This is a genomic window from Micromonospora sp. ATCC 39149, from assembly GCF_000158815.1.
Lineage (GTDB): Bacteria > Actinomycetota > Actinomycetes > Mycobacteriales > Micromonosporaceae > Micromonospora.
Genome location: NZ_GG657738.1, coordinates 4,941,483 through 4,963,404, shown reverse-complemented (window position 1 = coordinate 4,963,404; position 21,922 = coordinate 4,941,483). Strand labels below are relative to the sequence as shown.

The 21,922-nt window shown below is 72.2% G+C and carries 11 protein-coding genes; 3 read left to right on the top strand and 8 right to left on the bottom strand.

Translation table 11 applies throughout. The annotated features are described in order from the left end of the window. Positions 1-84: 84 nt before the first annotated feature. The 6 genes from pglX to MCAG_RS29830 all read right to left on the bottom strand — a co-directional run bounded on the left by pglX (position 85) and on the right by MCAG_RS29830 (position 13,458). Entirely contained in the window at positions 85-3,591 is a 3,507-nt protein-coding gene (gene pglX / locus MCAG_RS21665; protein WP_036374634.1) for a BREX-2 system adenine-specific DNA-methyltransferase PglX, read from the bottom strand. Further along, the gene (gene pglW / locus MCAG_RS21660; protein ID WP_036374625.1) at positions 3,588-7,727 is read right to left on the bottom strand and encodes a BREX system serine/threonine kinase PglW; all 4,140 of its coding nucleotides are present in this window, start codon (positions 7,725-7,727) and stop codon (positions 3,588-3,590) included. Before pglW ends, pglX begins: the two co-directional genes overlap by 4 nt. A gap of 193 nt (positions 7,728-7,920) precedes the next feature. Further along, positions 7,921-9,900 (bottom strand): DNA/RNA helicase domain-containing protein, encoded by a 1,980-nt coding sequence (locus MCAG_RS21655; RefSeq protein ID WP_007075117.1) that lies wholly within the window; start codon positions 9,898-9,900, stop codon positions 7,921-7,923. Between the two features lie 110 nt (positions 9,901-10,010). Continuing rightward, the gene (locus tag MCAG_RS21650; protein ID WP_036374622.1) at positions 10,011-11,915 is read right to left on the bottom strand and encodes a DUF2075 domain-containing protein; all 1,905 of its coding nucleotides are present in this window, start codon (positions 11,913-11,915) and stop codon (positions 10,011-10,013) included. Between the two features lie 94 nt (positions 11,916-12,009). Then, positions 12,010-12,387 carry a nucleotide pyrophosphohydrolase gene (locus MCAG_RS21645; protein ID WP_007075115.1) on the bottom strand — a complete coding sequence of 126 codons (378 nt, stop codon included), beginning with the start codon at positions 12,385-12,387 and terminating at the stop codon, positions 12,010-12,012. Positions 12,388-12,531: 144 nt separating this feature from the next. Then, positions 12,532-13,458 carry an XRE family transcriptional regulator gene (locus MCAG_RS29830; RefSeq protein ID WP_050778034.1) on the bottom strand — a complete coding sequence of 309 codons (927 nt, stop codon included), beginning with the start codon at positions 13,456-13,458 and terminating at the stop codon, positions 12,532-12,534. Positions 13,459-13,593: 135 nt separating this feature from the next. Between MCAG_RS29830 and MCAG_RS29825 the strand changes: the two genes are divergently transcribed. Both MCAG_RS29825 and MCAG_RS21630 read left to right on the top strand, forming a co-directional pair. Further along, positions 13,594-14,064 carry a DUF2690 domain-containing protein gene (locus MCAG_RS29825; RefSeq protein WP_050778033.1) on the top strand — a complete coding sequence of 157 codons (471 nt, stop codon included), beginning with the start codon at positions 13,594-13,596 and terminating at the stop codon, positions 14,062-14,064. 345 nt (positions 14,065-14,409) lie between these two features. Beyond that, complete coding sequence (locus MCAG_RS21630) at positions 14,410-15,756, top strand: hypothetical protein (RefSeq protein WP_036374619.1); 1,347 nt, start codon at positions 14,410-14,412, stop codon at positions 15,754-15,756. Positions 15,757-15,826: 70 nt separating this feature from the next. Here the strand turns inward: MCAG_RS21630 and MCAG_RS21625 are convergent, their stop codons facing one another. Then, positions 15,827-18,316: a glycoside hydrolase family 2 protein gene (locus tag MCAG_RS21625; RefSeq protein WP_007075112.1), complete on the bottom strand. Its 2,490-nt coding sequence runs from the start codon at positions 18,314-18,316 to the stop codon at positions 15,827-15,829. A 377-nt stretch (positions 18,317-18,693) separates the two neighbouring features. Here MCAG_RS21625 and MCAG_RS21620 point away from each other — a divergent pair, with 377 nt between their 5' ends. After that, on the top strand, positions 18,694-19,713 hold the full coding sequence (locus MCAG_RS21620; protein ID WP_007075111.1) for a LacI family DNA-binding transcriptional regulator: 1,020 nt from the start codon (positions 18,694-18,696) through the stop codon (positions 19,711-19,713). Positions 19,714-19,816: 103 nt separating this feature from the next. Here MCAG_RS21620 and MCAG_RS21615 read toward each other — a convergent pair. After that, positions 19,817-21,922: bifunctional diguanylate cyclase/phosphodiesterase (locus MCAG_RS21615; RefSeq protein WP_157548591.1), on the bottom strand; the 2,106-nt coding region annotated here is incomplete at its 5' end.

Genomic DNA, 21,922 nt, shown 5'->3' with positions numbered 1-21,922 from the left:
GACCTGCTCCCCGAGGGCAATCCGTCCACCTCCGTCGGACGGATCGTCGCCGCGCTTCGCTGAGGGAACTCTTCGGTGTCAGCCTCAGGCAGACATCACGCCTCGCAGCTTGGTCAGCTCGGCGCGGTCCGCGCCGAGCTGGGACAGCTCGGCGTCGATCAGGTCCGTGAAGAACTGGGCGGGTGAGCCAGGGAAGTCGGGCCGCTCGTCGGCGTGCCACTGGTGCAGCCACGGCTCCAGCTCCGCGACGCCCGCGAGCAGCGGCAGCAGGCGCTCCGCCGGCCAGGCCGCCTGGAGCTTGCGGTCCAGGTAGACGGTCGCCAGCGCCTGGGCCTGGGCGAGGTGGTCCCACCCGGCCCAGCCGAGCAGCACCGTGCCGTCGTTGTCGCGGCCCGCCTTCGGGTACGAGATGAACCGCTCCTTCGGCACGTCGAGCTTGCCGCGCGCCTTCCAGTACGACGCCTTGGCGAAGTCCGCCGAGCTGTACTTCGGCGGAACGTCTACCTGCACGCTCTCGCCCGCGTCCTCCAACCGCTGCTGCGTCCAGGTGCGCTCCCACTGCACCCGCTTGCGCAGGCCGGATGGCTTGTATCGGTCAGCGGGCAGGTAGGGCACGTGTTCGTCTGCGACCAGCTTGGCGAGCGTCTTCGTCAGATCGTAGTCGTCGCGCCCGGCCCACAGCTCCAACACCGAGCGGAAGTCGTCGTCGTGGCGCACCTTGTCCGCGAGCTGCGCCACCGACTGCGGCGTCGGCCGGTCGCCCCACAGCTCCGGTGCCTCCAACCGATCCAGCAGCCAGTCCCGCAGCGCCTTGGCCTGCATCTCGTCCCAGCCGTCGCTGGCCCACCGCCGCTTACACTCCGGCCGCTCGATCAGCGCGATGTTGCGATCCGACTCGATGACCTCGATCCGCCGCTGCACCAGCGCCCGGTAATCATCCGGCCAGTGCGCCGGCATCTCGGTGATCGGCGTCGACCCGTGCCGCGCGAACCACTGCGTCTCCACCTCGCCGGCCGCCATCTTCCGCGCCAGCACGATCTCGAACGCCCGCTCGCCCAGCTTGAGTTCCGGCGGCTCGGCGCAGGTCAGGTCGCCGTCAAGCAGCCCGTAGAGCCGGTAGACCTCCCAGTCCAACTCCTCCTGCAGCGCGATCATCTGCGCCCGGGTCAGGTCGTAGTCGCGGTGCGCTGTGCGCAGCCGCTCCCGGGTCGGCACCCCGGAATCCGCGACCGCCGCCGGGCTCAGGCTGGCGAGCCGCTGCGCCAGCGAGTCCAGCGCCCGCGCCCGCCCCAACGGGTACGCCCCCGGCAGCGGAAACCCCTGCAACTTCGTCCCGGTGAACTCCCACCGATCCATCCATGCTTCGGGCTGAATTCCTCGGCCAATTCCACTGCCGGCCTTACTCTGACTCACCTGCTTGAGCCAGAAACAGGCGGTCGAGCTGTTCAGCACCCCGAGCAGCCGCAAGTGCTCGTCCTCCGTCGCGTCCTTCCTCAGCTTAACCGTGGGAGCACTGCGATTGAAAAGCCTCTCGCTTCTACTGAGAACGAAGTGATTGTGGGTGGAAACGAAGGCGAAGCAGATGTTCAGCGATGCACCGAGACGCTGCGATGCAACCTGATGCCAGCCCCACCACGGGCGCCCTTCTTCCTTATAGGACAACTTGGCGAACGTCCGTCGAGCCCACAGCGCCTCTCGAAGCGGCCATAGCCGACGCAAGGCCCCGGGGTAGCCAGCAATATCGATGGTTTCGGAATCGCGGTGAAGAAAGAGCGAATGATCACCCTCATGGACAACGAAATTTCGGACCGCCTCGCCAGTAACGAACTGAAGATGAGCGTCTGCCTCAACTCCAACCCTGACAAACTGCTTCTTACTTGCCAGCATCGCCGAGTCTGTGTTTGTCTGCCCGGTGTAACCAATATTGTCCACAACATCACTCAAGACACGCGCGCTGGACTGGAGCTTGGACATGACAGGAGAGGAAATACCTGCGGACAGGCTCCACGGATGAAGCGAAAGGTCAGCACGCGGCAGGTCAGCCACCGAAACCCAATCGGAAACACTTCCAGGCTGGCCGACCTGATCCACTATCGCGCGCCAGACGAGTCCCATCGACGGCTCATCCGGCTGACTCGGCTCGCCCCGAACACCAAGAACAGCTCGCACGCCAGCTACTCGCCGACGCGAATTTGCTCGCCCTACCAAAATTACGGTCGGCGTTCCGTGGCCAGGAATATATGCACCCGAAGCATCGATAACCTCAGTCAATTCAACATGGTGGGCCAGGTATTCCTCGACGAGCCTCTTGCCGAACTCGCGCTTCATGAAGGCGTTGCCGGTGATCTGCCCGATGTGGCCCGCGCCCTCGCCGTGCTCGTCCGAGCGCTTGGCCAGGTCGAAGAAGCGCTTGGCGAACGGCACCGTCAGCGCGTACTGCCGGTGGCAGACGTCGGGGTAAATCTCCCTGTAGAGCTGGTTCCTGGCTGCGTCTGCCACCGTGATGTACGGGGGGTTACCGACCACCACCGTGTACTGCCCCTCGCGCAGGTACTTGCCCAGCACGTCGGCGTCCTCGGTCGCGTACGCAAAGCCGCTCTCGCCCTTGCCGTACTCCAGAAGGTCGCCCTGGTGGCTCGACTTGCGCCCCCAGCGCAGCAGTGAGTCGCCGGTCGCCACCCGCACCGGCCAGGCCGGCGTACGCTCCAGCGACGTGAGCCCGCACTCCTTCATCGCGGCCACCAACAGCCGGAACCGGGCGATCGCCACCGCGAACGGGTTGATGTCCACCCCGGTCACCTGGCCAAGCGCCCGCTCGACCAGCACTCGGATGTCCCCTGCCGGCTCCCGCTTGCGCCACAGCTTCACCAGCCGGCCGAACGCGCCGAGCAAGAAGTGCCCCGACCCGCAGGTCGGGTCGATGACCGACGTGTCGGGCAGGCCGAACTCCTTCACCGCCGGCTCGAACGTGCGGTCGAGGATGAACTCCTCCACGAAGTCCGGCGTCTGCAGCAGCGCGTACGTCTTCTTCGCGTGTGCCGACAGGTCCTGGTAGAGGTCGCCGAGGAAGCGGGTGTCCAGGTCTTCCACCCGCAGGGACGCCAGCCCCGGGCCGCGCCGGAAGAACTCCGACAGTTTCTCGGCCGCCTCGCCGGAGATGTCGAACCGCCACACCGGGTTGTGCTCGTCGAAGATCTTGCCGGTGGCGCGCAGCCCCCGCAGGTACGTGAACGCCTCGCGCAGCCACTCCCGGTCGTTGCGTCGGGGGTGGTCGATCAGGTATTGCTGTCGGTGCTGCACCGCCCGCTCGACCGGGGCGGTCGGCTCCGGGCCGCCGATCCACAGCGGCTCGACCAGCGCGTTGTCCTCGCAGAAGCGCACGAAGACGCAGCCGAGCACCCATGCCACCGCCGCCTGGTCGAGGACGTCCTCCAGCCAGGTCTCGAACGTCCCCGCCGTACGCCGGGCGTCTGTCGCCTGGCCGTGTTCCTTGCGCAGCGAAGACTCCAGTTCGGAGTCCCCGGCGACCACCGCGCGCAGGTCGTCGGTGAGGGCGGTGACCTGGGCCTGGAGGGCCTTCAGGGGGATCATCGGGTGGCGTTCCTCTGCTGTTGTGCGGGGGCGGCGCCGCTCCACTCCTCCGGCAGCCACAGGGACTGGCTGGCCGGGGAGGTGAGCGGGAGTTGTCGGCCGTCGAGCAGCACCGGCTCGGTGCGGCGGACGGGGACCAGCAGCAGCCGGGCGGCGGGGCGTGCCCGGGTGGGGTCGGCCAGCTCCTGGACCAGCCGGAGCTGGTCGTAGCGGGCCAGCGGCGCGGCCTCGGTGATCAGCACCGGCCCGGGGGCCTCGGCGAGCCGCCGCTCGACGGCGGGCAGCACCTCGTGCTGGAACAGCTCCACCAGGGAGCGGAAGTCGGCGTCCGTCGGCGAGCCGGTGTCGGCGGCGACGATCGCCTCCCAGGGGAAGCTGAGCGCCCGCAGCCGCTCCAGCATGATCGCGGTGACGTCGACCTCGGTGAGGTCGTAGCGCTGCAGCAGGGCCCGGCGGGCGTGGGCGGTGCGCCGCACCGAGGTGAGCGCCACCAGGAAGCCGCGCCGGCCGATGACATCGTGCAGCCGCCGGCTGACCTGCGCGGCGGCGTCGGGCTCCAGGATCGGGCCGACCGTGCTCTGCATGCGGGTGCCGGTGACCGAGGAGGTGCGGTCCGGCGGTGCGTACAGGCCTGCCGACACGTCCCAGACCAGCGGGATCGCCTCCCGCAGCAGCCCGTCGAGCTGCGGCCGGGGCGGCAGCTCCTGGGCGCGGGGGAAACGGGCGCGCACTCTGGCGCGTACCGCGTCGGGGTCGAGCTTCTGGCCGACCAGCGCGCCCGCGGCGAGGCGCAGCGCGCGCCCGGCGGGCATCCCCGCCGGGTAGAGCTGGCCCTGCGCGTTGACGGCGGCCCTGCCGCCGCTGCCGGCGGCGGCGAGCTGCAGCAGCCGGGCGTCGCTCAGCGGCGGGGTGCCGGCCGGCGGCGGTTCCAGCGCCCGCAGCTCCTCCACCGCCCGCGCCCGGGTGGGCAGCGGGTCCGCGCCGGCCAGCTCGGTGGCCCGCCGGCCCAGCCGGGTCACGTACCCGAGCAGGTCGTCGGCGGTGCGCTCGATGCCCGGGTCGTCGGGTTCCCGGCCGACGAGCACGGTGTCGGAGTCGCGCAGCCGGTGCATGGCCACCCGGGCGTCGCCGCCCCGCGCCAGCTCGGTCTCCACGGCGGCGCGGACCAGGCCGATGGCCTGCGCCGTGCGTTTCGGCTCGACGGTGTACGAGCCGCGCGCGGCGACCAGCGCCTCGGCGATCTCCTCGGCGGAGGCCACCCCGCCCCGCCCGTCGAGCACGGCGACGATCTCGTCGCAGACCAGGCGGAGGGCGACGTTCGGCTGCCAGTCCCGGGCGACGACCCGCCGCAGCAGGGTGGAGATCTGCGGCTGCTGCTTGCCGGCCACCCGCGCCACGTCCGACTGGGACGGCCAGCGCAGATACCGGCCGTCGGCGTCGGGGGCCTGGCCGAGGAGCACCTGCACGGCCGTGCGGTGCCAGGCCGTGCGGTCGGTGACCGCCGGCAGCAGGGTGGCGCAGAGCGCCTCGACGCCCTGCGCGTACGGGCGGGCGGCGGCGGCCGGCTCCGGTTCGGCGTCCAGCAGGTCCCGCAGCTCCCGGACGCGGGCCAGGATCTCCTTGCGGGTGGCGTCGGGCACGCCCCGGGCCCGGGTCAGCGCCGACGGCTCGGCGTCCAGCAGCTCGCCGACCGTGGTGATGCCCAGCCGCTCCAGCGCCGAACGGGCCCGCGCGGTCAGCTCCGCGCCCTCCAGCGGCGAGGAGCGGCCCAGCGGGGCGGCCCCGCCCGTGTCGTCGGTGGCCGCCGCCGGCTCCGGGATCTCCCGGAACACCGCCCGCCAGGCGTCGGTCATCTCGTCGAGGGTGTCGAACCGGTCGGCGGTGTCCCGGGCCAGCGCCTTGGCGAAGAAGGCGACCAGCCGGTCGGCGACCGACGGGTCGAAGGCCGCCGGGTCGAGGGTCACCTCGTCGCTGACGGCGGCGGGGTTGGCGCCGTTGCCCCAGCGGGGCAGCGTGCCCGTCGCCATCTCGTACAGGGTGACGGCGGCGGCGAAGCGCTCGGCGGCGGCGTCGAACCGCAGCCGGCGCGGCGGCCCGAGGAACGGGTCGAGGTAGGCGGTGGTGCCGGCCGTGAGCTGGTCGGCCGGCACGCCCGCCAGGGAGAAGTCGAAGATGCACAGGTGGGGCTGCTTGTCCTTCGGCCGGGGAAGGGCCGCCAGGTTGGCCGGCTTGATGTCCCGGTGCCACACCCCCTGCCCGTCCAGGAACGCCACGATCTCCAGCAGGTCCCGGCCGTAGCGCTCCAGCAGGTCCAGCGCCAGCCGGCCGCCGCGCAGGTCCTCGGCGAGGGTGCGCTTGCCGGCGCTCTCCAGCAGCAGGGCGGTGCGGTTGCCGACCTTGATCGGCCCCTGCACCAGCGCCGCCACCCGGGAGTCGCGCAGCTTGTCGACTGTGCGGGCCTCGGCGGCGAACCGGTCGGCGTACTGCTCGTCCCGGGCCACCTTGAGCACCAGTTCACGCCCGTCGGAGGTGTCGCCCCGGGTGACGGCGAGGGCGATCGCGGTGGCCCCGCTGCCCAGGTTGCCGAGCACGGTGAGGCCGCCGTCGAGCACGTCGCCCCGGTGGGCCTGCAGCGGGTCGACCACCGGCTCGGGCTCCGGGGCGGTCAGCTCCTCCCAGACCAGGTCCAGCCAGGTGAGGAAGTCACCCACCCGCGCCATCCGCTGCGCCGGGTCGCCCCGGGTCGCGTCGTAGACGGCCGAGACCAGCGCCGTCGGCATGCCGTCGGCGACCGCGTCCAGGCGCAGGCCGCCGTCGGCGACCGCCGCGAGCAGATCCTCGGCGGTGGCCGCCGGCTCGACCCCGGCGAAGATCCGGTACGCCAGCGCGCCGAGGGAGAAGATGTCGAGCTGGTGGCCCGGCAGCCCCTCGACGACGGCCGCCTCGGGGGCCTGGTAGCGGCGGACCACGTCGTCGAAGAACAGTTCGAGGCTGGCCGGGTCGGTCGGGGAGCCGAGCGTCGTCATCCGGGTGCCCGGCAACCGGCCGCCGGTCTGCCAGTCCGTCACCACGAGGGTCGGGCGGGCGCTGTCCGGGTCGCAGACGAAGACGGCCCGGGGGTTCAACGACCGGTGCGACAGCCGCCGGGAGTGGGCGTGGTCGACGATCTCGGCGAGATCCTGCACGAGCTGGAGGCGCTGGGCCAGTTGCAGCCGGCCGTCCCGCTCGGCCAGCCACTGGTCGAGGCGTACCCACTCCTTGCGGTGGTCGAAGACGACCGCCGGCCCCCACGGGTGCTCGACCAGGTCGAGGGCGCGGGCGATGCCCGGGTGGTGGATGCCCTGCAGCAGCCGGAACTCGCGCTCCGCCGCCAGCTTGATTGTCGGTACGTCCTCCTCGGCGGCCCGGCTGGTCAGGTAGAACCGGACCCGGCGCAGCAGCTCGCCGCCGACAGTGTGGTCGGCGAGGAAGTCCTGCCAGCCAATGCCCTCGGCGAACGGCCGCTGGTGCAGCACGAGCTGGTTGACCCGGCGGTCGGCGACGGAGGGGCGGATCCGCGCGCCCTTCACCAGCTCGACGATCTGCCGGCCCCGGACCGCGTCGACGTGGTGCCGGGCGTCGAGCGGCTGGGCGAGCAGCATCTCCTTGAGGCTGGGCAGCTTCCCGGCGGCGTGACCGTCCAGCCCGTAGACGTGCTGGCGGCCGATCTCGTCCAGCTCGGAGCGCGAGTCACGGGCGTGCAGGAAGACCGCCGCCTGCACGTACGGGACGCGCGCGCCGGGCGGGGCGTACTGCTGGATGACGCTGCGCAGCCGCTTCGCCTTGCGGTTGGCCAGGATCAGCGGGCTGTCGAGCACCTGTGTGCGGCCGTTGGGCTTGTGCCGCCGCCACTGCTGGCCGTCGCCGGAGAACCGGCCCTGCCAGTGCTTGAGCTCCAGCACGTAGAGGCCGCTGCGGGTGAGCACCAGCGCGTCGACCTCGTTGATGGAGCCGTCGGTGCCGACGAACTCCACGTTGGCCCACACGTGGTAAGGCTCGGCGTCCGGCAGGTATGCGGCCAGCTCGCGCAGGCCCTCCTGCTCGTGCTGGTAGGAGCTCGGATTGATTTGCTCCCAGCGCGGTGAGTCCTCACGCATGCCGTGCCCTGCGCCCCCGCGCGACCATTGCCACTCCCGAACAACCAGACCGTCCTGCAGTCCGGTGGACGGTACCTTCCCCTGCCATTACTGCCCATAGGCCAGGGGTCAGGACAAGCGGACCGGACGTCGGGAAGTGACATTGACCGGGTCGATTGGGTGCCTCACCTGCGAATTCGGCTTCCCCGCGACGTCATCCCCAGTTTTCGGTCGGGAATCCGACAATCCGCTGCGGCTGGGCGTCGGCTCCCCCGGCCCGGCCCGAACCGGTCCGCCGCACGCCGGGCGCCACCACGGGACCACGGCGACCCGACGCCGGAATCAGCCGGGACAGGAACACCTGCGTCTCCGGATCGACCGAGTAGAGAAAAGTGCCGTACAGACCCCTGGTGAGCAGCACCTTGTACGTGTTGCGGATCAACCGGTCGGGATTCTTCGCCCGGACTCTTCCGTCCCGGGAAACCAGCTTGGGATCGCGCAACTCACCGGGCCGGGTGACGAACCGTCCGCCACGTACCACCAGGTCGGGGCCCATAATCACCCCTGACCAGTGGTATTCGAAGCCCTGGGCGGTGTAGATGCAGCCGACCTGCCCGAAGCCGCCGGGATCCGTCGCCCAGAAGGAACTCGACGGGATGCCGGGCGGCGGATGCTCCTCGAAGGCGTTCCACGGGCGGGCCCACCCGCCGATGCGTACGTCGGGTGCCAGCCTCCCGTTGCGGGACTGCAGCGTCCACGGCCAGCAGAACCCCGCCGAGATCCTGGCCGTCTCGCCCTGACCGTCGAGGCGTCGGAGGATCGACTCCATCTCCTCGGGCGAGTCGACCAGGTCCAGCCGAAAGTTCTCGTCGCCGGTCCACCGATGGGGATCCGCGTTCTCCAACCCCAGCAGGCAGCGCACCCACCGCTCGTAGCGCGGGCTGCCTCCACACCGGAACTGGGCGCCCAAGGTGACCAGGTCCACCTCGAAGCCCAGGCGTTCGGCCGCCTCCGTGATCACGTCGACGCTGCCCACCTCGTCCGGTCGCACGGTCTGGTGGTCGTCGAGGAGGAAGACGGGCACCTTCGCCGCGTCGATCAGCTCCTGCACCTGGGGGCGGGAGGAGCGCCAATCCCCGCGTGTCGTGCGTTCCCGGATGCGGTGCGACTCGTCGCAGATCAGCACGTCGAGGCCGTCCTTGCGTGTGTCGGCAAAGTTCATGAAGTACTTGAACAGGCGGTCCGACCGACGTGCCGGATGCAGGGGCCGCTGGCGGGCATAGAGCTGCAGGGTCCGGGTGAACGCCTTCGAACCGGTGGCGTGGTTGACCCGCCTTCCCTCCCGTAGCAGGTCGACGAAGAGGTCGAGCGCGATGGCGCTCTTGCCGGTGCCGGGCCCGCCGGAAACCACCACGACCCGCTTGCACCGGCCCGCGTCGGCCCACCGGACCGCCCGCCTGACCAGTTCGTACGCCTCACGCTGCTCGTCGAGCAGGACGAAGTGCGTGCGGCTGCCCACCTCGTCCGCCGCGGTCTCCAGCAGGCGGCTGCTCTGCCGCACCGGGCTGTGCAGCAGCCGGTGCGCCGCGCGCCCGTCCCGGACCGGGGAGAACCTCGCGGCGAGGTAGCCGGGGAAGCGGTCGGCGCGGTCCGGCGTGTAGAGCATGTTGCGAAAGGTCCGTGGCTGCGGCCGATCGGGGATGCTGTCGGCGGTGGCGTTGTGCAGGTACGCCATGCCGTGCACCGCCTCCGGCCATTCCCGCAGCCGCTCGAGGTGGTCCACCAGATAGTCGCAGTACGCCTCGACCTGCGCCGACGGGTGCAGCAGCGGTTTCGGCGTCCACGGTGCCCGCAGCAGGTAACCGGCGTCGTCGTACCGCTCCGCCGTGCTCCACTGCTTCAGTTCGACGACCAGGTACGCCGGGCGCATGCTCAGCGGTTCGGCGCCGGCCAGGATGACGTCGACCCGGTGGCTGCTGCGGGGGAGTTGGTATTCCACTAGGGCGTCGAGGTCACCGAACCCCATCTCGCAGAGATGCCGGGCCAGTGCCGGCAGGCTGCTGCGCCACGACCTCCGCTCGGGCTCGGCCACCGAGTATCCGGTGGCGACCAGGTGTGCGGAGACCTCGTCGACCAGCCGCCCGGCTTCAGCCAACTCCAGGATCCGGGCGGGGGTGGTCTGGTACACCGACACTGACAGGCCCCCCGGGCACGAGAATCTCGTGCGGTGGAGGCGTGTCCCTCACGGGAAGCCCGTCGATCCGCTCAACCGACCGTCACCCTAGCGACACCCTGCGGCTGCCGCTACCCGGCATCCCGCCTGAAACGGACCTCCGGCGGGTGCTCGACCTGCACCAGGGCGCGCAGGTACTCGCGGGTCTCCGGGTCCGTCGCGTAGAGCACCGTCCCCCGCATCCCCCGGGTGAGCAGCACCTTGTACGTGTTGCGGATGAGCCGGTCCGCCTCTTCGTCGCTGACCGTCTTTCGGCTGCGGAACGCCGGATCCCTCGACTCCTCCCGCCGGGTCACCAGCCGACCGCCCCGGGCCACCAGGTCCGGGCCGATGATGATGCCCGACCAGTCGTACTCGAAGCCCTGCGCGGTGTAGACGCAGCCCACCTGCCCGAAGCCGTTCGGATCGGTGGCCCAGTACGCGCTCCCTGGCGCGTCGCCGACGCTGCGGTCGCTCTTGACGTTCCACGGCCGGGCCCAGCCCTCGACCGTCACGTCCGGCACCAGCGTGCCGTCCGGCCTCGGGTCACTCCACGACCAGCAGTAACCGGCCGACATCCTGGCCGTGCCGCCGCCCGCCTGCCGGTCGGCGAGCCACTGCTCCAACTCCTGCGGCGAGTCGACGACCCGCACGTCGAACCGGCCGTCGCCGGACCACACCGTCGGGTCGCCTCCGTCGAGGCCGAGCAGGTCCAGGACCCACTGCTCGTACGCCTCGCTGCCACCGCAGCGGAACTGGTCGTGCAGCGAGACGACGTCGACCTCCAGCCCCAGCTTCTCCGCGAACGCCGAGATGACCTCGACGTTGCCCAGCTCACCGGGCTTGACCACCTGGTGCTCGTCGAGGAGGAAGACCGGCACCCGGGCGACGGAGACGAGTTCCTCCAACTGCGGGCGGGCCCCGTCACGGCGGGCCTTCGTCGTGTAGCGGTTCACCGACGTCTCGCGCACCCGGTGCGCCTCGTCGCAGATGAGCACCTCGATGTCGTTGGCGCCGGCGTCCATGAAGCTGTTGAAATACTTGAACAGGCTCTGCAGGCGGGTGGATCCGCGCCCCGCATAGCGGCGCAGGGTCTGGGTGAACGACCGGGACCCGGTGGCGTGCAGCACCGACCGGTCCTGCCGGGCCAGCTCGCCGAGGACCGACAGGGCGATCACACTCTTGCCGCTGCCCGGCCCGCCGGCCACCACCACGGCCCGCTTCCGGTTCGCCGTCCGGGCCCGCTCGACCGCGTGCATCACGAGCTCGTACGCCACGTGCTGCTCGTCGAGGAGGGTGAAGTTGGAGCGTTCCTTCAGCTCCGCCGCCGCGTACGCCAGCAGGTGCCGGCTGGGGCGTACGGTGCTGGCCAGGAAGCGGTCCGCGGCCGCCGCCCCCGAGGCGGCGGCGAACCGGCTGCGCAGGTGGTCGAGCCACCGGCCCCGGCGCTGACCGGTGAAGATGCGGCTCTGCTCGGTGGCCGGCCGGTCGAGCAGGTCGACCACGTTCCGGTCCACGGCGTTGTGCAGGTACGCCGCCCCGTGCAGGCGCTGCGGCGCCCGCCCGAGGACGCCGAGGAAGTCGGTAAGATAGCGGCAGTAGTCGGCGACCTGGACCCCGGGGTGCAGCCGTGGCCCACGGACGTGTTCGACGGCCACCAGCGTGTCGGAGTCCTCGTAGGCCGTGGCGTAGCTCCACTGCTTCAGCTCCACCACGAGGTACGAGTCGTCCCCGGTGCGCGGGTCGGACCCCGCCAGCACCGCGTCGACGCGACGGCTGGTCAGCGGGAGCTGGTACTCCACCAGCACCTCGACCTGGCCGAGGCCGGCGTCGACGAGGTCCTGGGCCAGCACCGGCAGACTGCGCGCCCAGGCCCGCTTCTCGGCCGGAGCCACCCCGTGGCCACTGCTCCTGAGCCGCTCGGCCAGGACCTCGACCATTGTGTCGTCGGCGGCGAGGCGCAGCAGACCAGCAGCAGACGAACGGTACGCCGACATGGGGAGCGCCTCCGGGCAGCATGGAGTTTCGGGCAGGCCCGTCGCGCGGACCGCCTTATCGTCCCGGAACCCTACCCAGACGATCGAATCCGGGCTACGCGCGAGCTGCCTTGGCAGCCGACCCCCGCACCGCGTCCGCCGGGTACCGCCGGGCCGCCTCCGCCAGCTTGTCGTCCGCCGCCGAGAGCAAATCGATCCCGAGCAAATCCGCCAGCCGGGTCAGATAGATCATGATGTCACCGATTTCGGCCCGTATCCGGCCACTCAGCTCCGCGTCGGCCATCAGGCGCACCGACTCGTCGGGTGTCAGCCACTGCAACTCGGCCAGCAACTCGCCGACCTCGCCTGCCAGCGCCATCGCCAGGTTCTTCGGCGTGTGGAACCGCTGCCAGTCCCGCTCGTCGGCGAACCGCCGAAGCTGCTCGGCAAGCTCGGCGACCGTTGCTGGACCGCTCTTGTCGTTCCCGTTCATGACGTCTCCACCCCGCTCGCTGTGCTGCCTCGGCCGCACGGACGCCCGGCCCGTCCCGGCCCCGTGGCGATCATCCAACTCCATGTCAGTGATGTGGCGCTGTGCTAGGCGCGGGATGCCACCACCTGACCGACATGAAGTTGATCAGGGGATGGGGCGGACCTGGGTGGCGCCCCGGTAGCAGCCCGTGCGCGCCGGTGGCGACGCCCACCCCTCGCCGGTGATCCGGACCTCGGCCCAGACACAGCTCCGGGTGCTGGTCAGCAGGTTGCCGTACGCCGAGATGCCGGCGTAGTCGATGGTGAAGTCCCGGCTGCGGGCCGGGGTGTCGCCGTCGGTGACGGTGAGTACCACCCGGGCCGGCCGGGGCAGGGTCGGGGTGCCCGCCGGGGCCGGCATGAACCGGGGCCAGCTCGCCCCGCAGGCGGGCGAGTAGCGCAGCTCGACCATGCCGATCACCCGCTCGTCGACCAGCACCGCGGCGCTGTCGACGGTCGCCACGGCGGGATCCGCGGCGCAGCCGGCGTCCTTCGGGTCCGCCCCGTCGCGCACCTCGACGACCGGAGCGGGTTCCACGGACGTCGGGACCGCCACCCCGGCCGGTGGGGAGGACGGGCCCGGCGGACGGTCCGTGTAGCGCCAGCCGATCGATGCCAACCCGACGACGAGCACCAGCAGCAGTCCCGCCACGGCGGCGGGAAGCAGCAGCCGGCGGCGGGACCGATCAGCCTGTGCCGGAGACCGCGGCAGTTCGGTGGGCGGCCCGGCCTCCTCGTCGGCGGCACTCGAACCGCCCGTCGCTTCGAAAGCGGTCGCGGCGACCTGCCGCCAACGGCTGGCCCAGGCCGCCTCGTCGCCGCCGAGCGCCCGGACGTACGCGAGGGTGGTGTCCAGGGTGGGCAGTTTCCGGCCGCCGGCCGCCTCCGACAACGAACTCGACGACCGGTGCGCCCGGCGGGCCAACGCCTGGTAGGTCGGCCGGCCGGCCTGCTCGCGCAGCCTGCGCAGCTCGGCGGCGAACGCCTGCACCGGGTCGGCGTCAGGGTCCAGGGGGCGCTCCGCCCGGGCCATGTGACTCCTCGCATTGATTGACCAGCGCCGGCATTGATTGTCCAGCGCCACACAGCGTAGAGACGACCGGCAACGGAAGGTAGAGATGGAAGTCGATTTCCCAGCCGGAAATCGGCCATCCACAGTGGAGGAGAAATGACCAACGCATCCCGTACGCCGAAAGCCGCCCGCCGGGCGTTGGCCGTCGTGGCCGCCGGCACGCTGGTCGCCGCCAGCCTGCTCGTGGCGAGCCCGGCGAGCGCCGCCTGCCCCACCAGCGGCTGCGACGGCACCGACCCGATCAACACCGGCTGCTCGGCCGACGCCCGCAACGCCACCAGCCAGCCGGCGTACATCATGAAGGGCGCGACCACGCTGGCCGTGGTGGAGCTGCGCTACAGCGCCGCGTGCGGCACCAACTGGGGCCGGATCAACAACCGGGTGACCCCGAACAGCGTCAGGGTCACCGCCTACCGGGAGAGCCCGCGCAAGTCGACCCCGTGGTACGGCGGCACCGGGGCCCAGTACTACGGCGACCAGCTCCACGGCGACAACTCGGTGATCTGCGCGGTCGGCGAGGTGGTCTACGGCGGCGTCACGTACACGAGTTCGCCACTCTGCGCCTGATCGCGGCGGCCCACGGGCCGGGCGACGGCCGCCGCCAGCTTGGCCGCCTGGTACAGGGGCACGGCACCTGGCGGCTCCCCCTCCGACGACGCGTACGTGAAGACTTCGGCGCTTGCAGAAACCTTCGACTCATCGTCGGCTGTGCCCCCTGGGGCCATTCTGCGCAGTCACGTTCCGGACACCGACCGCCAGGTCCAGCCGATCGGCGCGCAAGAGGACACCCGCCGCCCGCCCGTGGTCCCTACCGGCCAACTCAATCGACTCGTTCGCCCCGGTGATGCCGCCGGTTTCCGAACGGTTGACGGGTTAACTTCTCGTATCACCGCCATGACGAGGAGTTTCCGCATGTCTGAGGAGACCTGGCTCGCCGCCCGCCTGATCCCCACCTCGGGCATCAACGGGGCCGACGAGCAGGAACGGCGGGCCACATCCGCCCTGCTGGCCGTGATGAGCGCCGTACGTGAGTTCGGTCGCGCCCTGACGCAGTCCGTCGGCGCGCCGGCCGGCACGGTACAGACCTTCATCGAGGTTCCGTTCAAGCTCGGCGACCAGCAACTGTTCCCCGACGGCCTCATCCGCGTGACGCGGGGGCAGCGGCAGTGGACGGCGCTGGTGGAGGTGAAGACCGGCAGCAACGCCCTGCGGACCGAGCAGGTGGAGGCGTACCTCGACATCGCCCGGGAGCAGGGGTTCGACGCTCTCCTCACGATCTCCAACGAGATCGCCCCGGTCCCTGGGCAGCACCCGACCACGGTCGACCGGCGCAAGCTGCGCAAGGTCGCGCTGCACCACCTGCCCTGGACCGAGGTCCTGACGCAGGCCGTGTTGCAGAAGGAGTACCGGGGCGTGGCGGACCCGGACCAGGCGTGGGTGCTCGGCGAGCTGATCAGATACCTGGAGCACCCCCGCTCGGGAGCCCTGGAGTTCAGCGACATGGGCCCCGCCTGGGTCCAGGTCCGCGAGGCCGTCTCGGCCGGCACCCTGCGCGCCGGCGACGGTGGCGCGGCGCAGGTCGCCGGCCGGTTCGACGCCCTGATCCGGTACGTCTGCCTGCGCCTCGGCAGGCGACTCGGCACGGAGGTCACCCCCGCGCTGAGCCGCCGCGACCTCGCCGACCCGGCCGCGCGCACCCAGTGGCTGGTCAACCAACTCGTCTCGACGGGAACCCTGACCGGCAGCATCAGGATCCCTGGCTCCGTCGGCTCGCTCCAGGTGACCGCCGACCTGCGGGCGGGGCAGGTCATCTGCCACGTCGACGTGGACGCGCCCCGCACCGGCCGCCCGACGACGCGGGTCAACTGGCTGGTCCGCCAGCTCAGGGACGCGCCGGACAACGTACGCATCGAGGCCTTCGCCATGCACGCACGCGGCGGCGGCGCGACGGACCTGCTGCGTCAGGTGCGCGCCGAGCCGACCACGTTGATCAGTGACCCGGCGCGTGAGCTGCGCGCCTTCCGGGTCGCCCAATCCACGGCCGCCGGCACGAAGCGGGGCAGCGGTCGCGGCGCGTTCATCGACTCGGTGCTGAACGCCGTCGACGAGTTCTACGAGCAGATCATCCAGAACCTGAAGCCGTGGCTGCCCGCGCCACCTCGGCTGCGTTCCCCCGAGGAGATCGCGCCGGTGCAGCCCGTCGCGCCCAGCCTCATCTCCACCGCCATCTCCTCACAGGACGACCCGCCGAGCGGCTGAGCCGGGTGCCGGGGTGTTTGGAGGGGTCCCTTCCTATACCGAAAGCGTTAACAAGGGGCCCCTCCTTGCATCAGTTCACCGTGCGCAGGACGGGGCGGGTGGTGAGGGCGGCCGGGTCGAGCGGGCGCGGGGCCCGGACCGTGAACGTCGCCGACTCCCCCGGCAGCAGGGTGACCAGGGCCTCATCGACCTCGGCGGCCGGGTCGAGCCGGTCCGGGAAGAGAGTCAGGTCGCGCAGGATCGTGCGGGCGGTGACCCGGACCCGCTGCCCGCCGTCGACCTGCTCGACCGTCGCGTCGAACCGTGCCGCCGGCCAGTCGGCGTCGCGGTCCTCGGCGAAGAACCAGAACGCCCGCCCGGCGTCGTCGCCCGCCTTGGCGACCAGCAGCTCGCGCCGGGCCTGCTCCGGCCGGGCCAGGTCCGCCGGCAGCGCCAGCTCCACCGTCCCGTACGCGGGCACGTCGAGGTCGTACGCCGACTTCGCCCTCGGCTCGCCGGCCGCCGTGAGCCGGGTGACGGTGGCGGGGGCCTGCCACGGCTCCCCGGTCTCGTTGACCGCCACCAGCGCCAGCCCGCCGTCGCGGGGCTGGACGGTGAGCAGCCGGTCGGCGTACGCGCGGCGCAGCGCGTACCACAGCGGCTTGCGCCGGCCGTCGCCGTCGACGGCCGCCCAGGAGGTGACCGGCCAGCAGTCGTTGAGCTGCCAGACGATGGTGCCCATGCAGACCGGCCGGTACGAGCGGAAGTGCTCCACCCCGAGCTGGATGGCCCGCGCCTGGTTGAGCTGCGTGAAGTAGTGCCAGTCGGCGAAGTCGGCCGGCGGGGGCAGGTGGGCGTCCAGGCCCCGCCGCAGCTTCGCGTCGCCGTCGATCGCCTTCTGGTGGTGGGCCATCCCGGGCGAGTCGGGCGCGAGCGGATCGTCGGAGATCGCCCGGCGCAGCGTCGCGTACGCCGGGGGGCCCTGATAGCCGAACTCGGCGACGAACCGGGGCACGTACTCGCGGTACCTGGTGTAGTCGTCGGTGTTCCACACGTCCCAGATGTGCATGGTGCCGTGCGCCGGGTCGTTCGGGTGGATGTCCTCGCCTCCCGACCACGGGCTCCCCGGCCAGTACGGGCGGGTCGGGTCCAGCTCGGCGACGACGCGGGGCAGCAGGTCCAGGTAGTAGCCCCGGCCCCAGGTACGGCCGGCGAGCCGATGCTGCCAGTCCCAGTCGTGCCAGCCCCAGATGTTCTCGTTGTTGCCGGTCCACAGCACCAGCGACGGGTGGGCGGCCAGCCGGGTCACCTGCTCCCGCGCCTCGGCCTCGACCTCGGAGCGGAACGGCTCCTCCTCCGGGTACGCCGCGCAGGCGAACAGGAAGTCCTGCTGGACCAGCAGCCCGAGGGAGTCGGCGAGGTCGTAGAAGTCCTCCGACTCGTACCGGCCGCCGCCCCAGACGCGCAGCAGGTTGATGTTCGCCCCGACGGCCTGCTCGAAGCGTCCGGCCAGCCGTGCCCGGGTGACCCGGTTGCCGAAGACGTCGTCGGGGATCCAGTTCGCCCCCCGGACGAAGACCGGCACGTCGTTGACGACCAGGGTGAACGCGGAGCCGTGCTCGTCGGCGCCGGTGTCCAGGCGCACGGTGCGGAAGCCGACGCGGCGGGACCAGGCGTCCAACTCCCGGCCGTCGGCGGCGCGCAGGGTCACCGCGAGGGGGTGCAGCGGCTGCTCCCCGTACCCCCGGGGCCACCACAGCGCGGGGTCGTGGACCTCGACGGTCAGCGCGGCCGTGCGCTCCCCGGTCGCCACGACCGCCTCGGCGGCGGCCCCGGCCACCGTCGCGTGGACGGTGACCGGCTCGTCGGTGACCCGCTCGACCTCGACGCGCACCTCGACCCGGCCGACGCCATCGGCGACGGTGACCAGCGGCCGGACCGTGGCGAGCCGGGCCGTGGACCAGGCGTGCAGGCCGATGTCCTGCCAGATGCCGGCGGTGACGAGGGTCGGCCCCCAGTCCCAGCCGAAGTTGCAGGCCGTCTTGCGGATGAAGTTGAACGGCTCCGGATACGCGTTGGGTCGGTCGCCGAGCCGGTCCCGGTGCGCCTGCGCGTAGCGGTACGGCGAGTCGAACCGGACGGTCAGCCCGTTCGCCCCCGGCCGCAGCGCCGCCGCCACGTCGAACCGGTGGCCGCGGTGCATGTTCTCGGCCCGGCCGACCTCGACACCGTTGACGGCGACCGTGGCGACCGTGTCGAGGCCGGAGCAGACCAGGTCGACCCGGTCGGCGTCGCCGCTCGGGGCGTCGAAGACCGTCTCGTACACCCAGTCGGTGCGCCCGATCCAGGCCAGCACCGTCTCGTTGTCGTCGAGGTACGGGTCCGGGATGAGGCCGGCGGCGAGCAGGTCGGTGTGCACGCAACCGGGCACGGTCGCCGGGATCGGCCGGCCGTCCACCTCCGGCGGCACCTGCGGGCCGGGAACGGCCCGCAGCAGCCACCCCTCGTGCAACGGTTGCCGGGTCACGACTTCACGCGCCTTCCATGATTCCGCGGACGATCTGGCGACCGCTCCCGACATCGAGAGACGTTGACTGAACCGGATAAGTGTCGCCACCGTACGGACTGGCTTCACCAGTGTCAACGGGCGGTTGACGGCGTGGCCGTTCCGTAACGTTCCCGCTCCGGAAGGCGCGATCGTGCGTGGTGAGTCGCTCTTTGGCGCAGGTGCGAAACCGGGGCCGGAAACCCGACGCCAGGCCGTGAACCATAGGCTTAACCGGGCAAGCACCCGTCCATCCGGCGCGGGCGGAAGGTTCGCGACCTCGATCACCGGCCGGCCCGCTTGCAGTAGCGTGAGGGCCGCCGGCCACCCCGGCACCGTGGCACCCGCCGCAGGGCGGGCCGAGCAAGGGCACCCGCCGCCCGAGCGGGCCGAGCAAGTGGAGGAACTCGCCGGTGAAGCGGCCGACCATCGCCGACGTCGCGCGGCGGGCCGGGGTCTCCAAGGGCGCAGTCTCGTACGCGCTGAACGGGCAGCCCGGCGTCTCCGAGGCGACCCGCCAGCGCATCCTGGCCATCGCCGCGGAGATCGGGTTCAGTCCGAGCAGCGCCGCCCGGGCGCTCTCCGGCGCCAGCGCCAACGCCGTGGGGCTGGCCCTGTGCCGGCCGGCCCGGATACTCGGCATCGAGCCGTTCTTCATGGAGCTGATCAGCGGCGTCGAGGCCGAGCTGTCGGCCCGCTCATACGCGCTGACCCTGCAGGTGGTGGCCGACCACGACGCGGAGATCGCGGTCTACCGCCGCTGGTGGGCCGAGCGCCGGGTCGACGGGGTCTTCGTCTGCGACCTGCGCACCGACGACCGGCGGGTGCGGGCGCTGGAGGAGCTGCAGCTGCCGGCGGTGGTGATCGGCGGCCCCGGGCACACCGGAACGCTGGCCCACGTCTGGTCCGACGACGCCGCGGCGCTGATCGAGACGGTGGAGTATCTGGTGGCCCTGGGCCACCGCCGGATCGCCCGGGTCGGCGGCCTGCCCTCGCTGCTGCACACCGAGGTCCGCAACGACGCCTTCGCCGAGGTGTGCGGGCGACTCGGGCTCGACGAGTCGGTCACCGTCTGGTCGGACTACACCGGTGAGGAGGGGGCGCGGGCCACCCGGCGGCTGCTCAGCTCCCCGCACCGCCCCACCGCCGTCATCTACGACAACGACGTGATGGCGGTGGCGGGCCTGTCCGTGGCCCAGGAGATGGGCCTGTCGGTCCCCGGCGACCTGTCCATCGTCGCCTGGGACGACTCGCCCCTGTGCCAGCTCGTCCACCCGCCGCTGACGGCGCTCGGCCGGGACATCCCGGCCTACGGCGCACACGCCGCCCGGCAGCTGCTCAAGGTGATCGAGTGCGAGCCGGTCAGCGGCGTGCAGGGCGAGACGGCGCGCCTCACCCCCCGGGGCAGCACCGCGCCACCCCAGGTGCGGTGATCCGGGATCGGCCGGGCCGGGGCAGGACGAACCCGGGTCGGACGAACCGGGGCGCGCCGGGCCGGGGTCGGGTGAACCGGGATCGGGTGAACCGACTGAGCGGTCACCGGGACGTGGACGGGAACTCCTCGAAGTAGGCCTCCACCCGCTCGGCGGTCGCCGGGCGGGCCAACGCGTAGCCCTGCCCGTACCGGCAGCCGGCCCGCGACGCCGCGTCCGTCTGTGCCGGTGTCTCCAGCTCCGCGGCGACGATCTCCAGGCCGAGCCGGTCACCGAGGCTGACCACCACGCTGGTCAGCGGCGACGGCCCCGCCTCGGCCGCGTCCGCCCGCTGCGGGGCCAGCTTCAACAGGTCGATCGGGAGCCGACGGAGCTGGGCCAGCGAGGCGTGCGCGGCGCGGAACCCGTCCAGCGCCGTGCGGACGCCGAGCGAGCGCAGCCCGGCGAGCCGGGCCACCAGCGCGGGCAGCTCCGGGCCGACGCGCGGCTCGGCCACCTCGATCACCAGCCGGTCCGCCGCTATCCCGTACGTGGCCAGCACCGCCGCCGTGCGCTGGAGGAAGTCCGAGGCGACCAGCTCCCGGGGGGTGACGTTCACCGACATCCACAGCCGCCGGTTTCCGGCCGACCAGTCGGCGAGTTGGCGGCACGCCCGGTCCAGCACCCAGCGGCCCACCTCGCCGACGAGGTCCAGATCCTCCGCGACCGGCAGCAGCTCCGCCGGCAACACGGTGCCCAGCACCGGGCTGCGCCAGCGCAGCAGCGCCTCCGTGCCCACCGGCAACCCGTCGGCCAGCCCCAGCACCGGCTGGTAGACCAGGTCCAGCTCGCCCCGGGCCGCCGCGCCGGGCAGCTCCCGCTCCAGGTCGAGCCGGCGCACCAACTGCTCCTCCAGGTACGCGTCGTACCACTCGATCCGGTCCCGCCCGAGCTGGGTCGCCCGGCGGCGGGCCAGGTCCGCCTGACGCAGCACGTCGTCCGGCCCCGCCCCGGAGACCTCGGCCAGGCCGATACTCGCCTGCAGCCGGACCTCGTCTGGGCCCGCCACCCGATACGGCTGCGACAGCGCCGCCAGCAGCCGGGTGCCCAGCGCGTACGCGAGCACCGGTCCCGCGTCGGTGAGCACCGCGAACTCGTCCCCCACCAGTCGGGCCACCAGGTCCTCCGCGCCGGCCGCCGCCCGCAGCCGACGGGCCACCTCGACCACGACCACGTCGCCGAACGCGTGCCCGCGACCGTCGTTGATCGCGCCCAGGCCGTGCAGGTCGACCACCAGCAGCGCCCCCGACCCGCCCCGCCGGGCGCGCAGCTCGCACAGCAGCTCCCGCCGGTTGGCCAGCCCGGTGAGCTGGTCGGTCGCGGCGAGCTGTTGCACCGCGCGTTCCAACCGGCGGCGCTCGCCGACGTCGCGCACGTGCAGCACGAGCGCGTGGACCTCGGGCACGCCGCGCTGGTCGCTCACCGTGGACTCGGTCTCCCGCCAAACCCCGTGCCCGTCGCGCATCCGCGCCGGCAGCAGCGTCGGCCGGGCACCGGCGAGCACCTCGTCGAGCAGCTGCGCGGCCTGCGGCGCGTCGTCCGGGTGCAGCAGGTCGGCGAAGTACCGGCCGAGCACGTCCGCGTCGGTGAGCGCGAACAGCCGGGCCGCCGCCGGGGACTGCCAGCGCACCCGCAGCGTGCCGTCCAGCAGCAGAATCAGATCGTTGCCGCCGGAGACCAGGGCACGGAAGTACGCCTCCTGGGCGGCGAGACGGCCGGCGTACCGGCGGTTGTCGGTGGCGGAGATCAGCTCCCGGACGACCAGCGGGGGAATCACCGCCAGCCCGAGCAGGATCATGCCCGGGGTGAACGGCCCGTACGTGACGAGGTGCACGCCGGCGGCCACGGTGGCGATGCCCGCCGGCGCGCTGACCCGGGGCCAGACCGGCGCCGGGCCCCCCGCCCGTTCCGGGTCGCCACCGGCCACCCGCCGGACCCCGGCGGCGGTGAGCAGCGCGCCGGTCACCAGCGCCGGCACGGTGGCCAGCGCCGCCGGTTCCGGCGCGTCGTAGGCCAGCAGCACGATCAGCGCGAGCAGGCCGAACTGGGTGGCCCCGGTGCCCAACAGGCAGATCGCCGCGCCGGGGCGGCGTCGCCAGTCCGCCAGCACCGCCACGCCGATCGCCGCGAAGCCGAACCCGCCGAACGCCACCGCGATCCGGGCGGCGAG